This window comes from Cetobacterium sp., from assembly GCF_977044495.1.
This window is the reverse complement of the sequence record NZ_CDRRQU010000086.1, coordinates 1-2,907: the sequence shown is the minus strand read 5'-3', so window position 1 is coordinate 2,907 and position 2,907 is coordinate 1. Positions and strand designations below refer to the sequence as shown.

5 protein-coding genes and 1 pseudogene are annotated in these 2,907 nt (G+C 25.8%); all 6 read right to left on the bottom strand.

All coding sequences use genetic code 11. The features are described from left to right. Positions 1 to 481, bottom strand: a pseudogene (locus tag ACWI69_RS11940) (hypothetical protein); the annotation flags it as partial. Between the two features lie 121 nt (positions 482 to 602). Beyond that, the gene (locus ACWI69_RS11935) at positions 603 to 914 is read right to left on the bottom strand and encodes a hypothetical protein (RefSeq protein WP_448822054.1); all 312 of its coding nucleotides are present in this window, start codon (positions 912 to 914) and stop codon (positions 603 to 605) included. A 160-nt stretch (positions 915 to 1,074) separates the two neighbouring features. Further along, a complete protein-coding gene (locus tag ACWI69_RS11930) occupies positions 1,075 to 1,236 on the bottom strand; it encodes a transposase (RefSeq protein ID WP_448822057.1) in 162 nt (53 codons plus the stop codon). Positions 1,237 to 1,271: 35 nt separating this feature from the next. Then, on the bottom strand, positions 1,272 to 1,475 hold the full coding sequence (locus ACWI69_RS11925; protein WP_448822053.1) for a hypothetical protein: 204 nt from the start codon (positions 1,473 to 1,475) through the stop codon (positions 1,272 to 1,274). 289 nt (positions 1,476 to 1,764) lie between these two features. After that, positions 1,765 to 2,250, bottom strand: a complete 486-nt coding sequence (locus tag ACWI69_RS11920; protein ID WP_448822056.1) for a transposase — start codon at positions 2,248 to 2,250, stop codon at positions 1,765 to 1,767. 42 nt (positions 2,251 to 2,292) lie between these two features. Then, positions 2,293 to 2,601: a transposase family protein gene (locus tag ACWI69_RS11915; protein WP_448822055.1), complete on the bottom strand. Its 309-nt coding sequence runs from the start codon at positions 2,599 to 2,601 to the stop codon at positions 2,293 to 2,295. Positions 2,602 to 2,907 lie beyond the last annotated feature (306 nt).

Sequence of the window (2,907 nt, the reverse complement as noted above, 5' to 3'; positions counted from 1 at the left end):
TTGCAAAAGTCCACACTTTTACGGGTTTATTTTCAATATCGTAAAGAATAATTTCTCCAAAGTCTACTTGCGCTTGCTTCCCCATAGGAAGTTCTTCTACAGCTACGTATTCTCGTTCTTTAATTTTTTTATTAAGATTATGTTGTTCTCTTAATTTAGCAACGTAATTTCTAACACTGCTTTCGCATAAATTAAAATTAATATGTTGTTCTTTTAAACGGTCATAAACCTGAGCAGCAGAAAAACTTTTGTAAGTCATTAAGAATCCTAATATTTCATCTTTATATTGATCTAATACTGCTTTTGATTTACTTTCATTAAGTTTTTTTACAAGATTAAAAAAATCTTGTTCAGTCATATTCCAATATTTTTTAACTGTTCTAGTATCAATATTCAATTGTTTAGCAACTTGAGATTCTTTTAATTTTAGAGGTAATGCCTTTAACTTTTTTATTTCTTCAAACATATACAGTCCTTTCAAAGCAGTCATCTCCTTATAATTTAATGACTACTTTTATTACAATATTTTTTTTGAAAAATCAAGCATTCTCCTCTCACGAAAATTTGCAGGCTTCTCTAACAAAATTTTACAATCTATTATATCAGTCACAATAGCTAATATTAAAAGTATCTGAAAACTCTTCGCATAACCTTTCAAAAACTTTTTTAGCAGTATGGCGTTGTTTTCGAGGAGAACCTAAATCGCTAATTAGCCATTGATTAATTGTTTCTTTAAATGGATCAAGTGAACTTACTCCTGGTCTTCTGATAATTTTATCAGAAAAATCTTCAGTTAAAGCATATTTTTTAACAGTTCTAAAAGTATGTCCAGTCTCTCTAGCAATTTCTCTTAAAGATTTTCCTTGAATAGAATACATAGTTTTGATATTATATTTATTGATCATTGGCAACATCCTTTATACACCCCTTAATAATTAGATTTCGTCGTCTAACTTATTAAAGTGTTATTTTGGTTATTTGTCAATGGTATCTTTTTTTTATACTAAGTGTTGCTTTTTTAAATTGCATTTCTGCTGTCTTTTTATGGTTCTTTCCAATGTTAGTTGAAAGATCTTATTTTAAATCATAGCTCCAGAGTAATTTTTTTCTTAAGGTTTCAAATGAAGCTTTCCCATACATTGTTCTCTTTATTGTTTTTAACTTATTTACACTTCCTTCGGCTAAACCATTAGTTGTTCGATATTTTATAGCATTTTGTATCCCTTCAAAATCTATGTATATTTCTTTTATATTTGTATTTTGATTAACAACTAAATTTTTATTAGTATTTTTTCTGATATATCCTTTATATCTTTAATCGGTTTATAAAGAAGAGAAACAAGTTTACTTCTATAAATATTAATGATTACTTTATCAGCTTTACCACAATTATTTTCTAAAAGCTCTTCTACTCTAACTTTTTTTAGATTAGCGATATATACACGGAGTGTTCGTGCTGATTGAGAGTACCCCAATTTCTTTATTAATTCAAAAATTTCATTAAAATCTATTTTGTGATTTAATGAGAATATTAAAAACTCTTTATATTTTTCAATTGATTTTGTTCGTTCTTCAGAGTATCTTGTGGCACAGTTTTACCATTCAAATATGATGAAACTGTTTTGACATCAAGATTAAGTAATTTTGATATTTCAGTTTATCTTAATCCTATTTCATTATAAAGCCTTTTTGCTTCTTGTATAATAGATTCTTTAAGTTCTTGTTTTTGAGTAAGACTTTTATTTTTTGCAAGCGCAGGACCTTCTATGTATTTCTTAACGCTTCTATATTGTAACGACAATAATTTACAAATTTCACTAAGTGATTTTCTTCTTTGAATAGTTTTTTTACTTTTATTCTAAGTTCGCATTCACTATATTTATCTTGTATTTTTAAAGATGATTGATTAAGCTTGATTTCTTCTTCATTGTTTTTTACATCTACTTTAAGTTTAATTATTCTTGGAATCTTTCTTATTATGCAACTTTTTAAATAAACAGTTAAATTTTTTAAAAAGTGAAAGTAATCAGCAACTTGAACTGCTTTTGGATGAGCTTCTCTAATTGCTTTTGAATAAATATGAGATCCATCTCTATTAATAATTTTTAAATTAGGAAATTTCATTAACCATTTTGATACAGATTCCCAATCTCTAGACTCTAAAATATCGATTACTTTACTATTATCTAAATTAACTAAAATACTTCCATAAGTTTCTCTTTTTTTAAAAGCAAAATCATCTAAACAAATAGAAACTGGAGTTTGATAATCAATATCAACAAGGTTCTTTTTTTATATGTTACAAACTGTACTTTTAGATATTTTTACAAATCTTTTTAAAATTTTAGAAGCATTAATTGAACTAAGATGCATTGCTGTGTTTTCTATATGTTTTATTAACCGATTTGTTTTTTTAGATTTAAATTCAATACATTCAAAACTTTCAGAAAATGTTGTTTTTATACAGTTTATATTTTCACAAAAATATTTACGATTATTTAATCGAATAATTACCTTTTTATTTTGAATAGGTAAATTTTGAAAGCTACGCACATATTTGGAATGAACCTTTTTAGAAGTTGATTGACAATATGGACAAATCGCTTGAAGCCTATTAGAGGTAGTTTGAATATATATATTGTATCTTCGACTGTATTCATTTCTTTATATTTTAAATTTTTATCTAGTAATTGTATTAGCTGGCTTATCATAGTTTTATCTTTTTCCTTTTTTTGTTATTTTATCTAGTATTATCTCATTGATTACACAAGAATTCAACTAACATTGGAAAGAACCAATTTGGCCTTACAAAAAACAAAAACATCTAATGTTAAGGTTAAACTAAACTATCTGTTCTAGGTAATTTGCTAATCTCTGCATTTAAATACATCTAATGTTAAGGTTAAA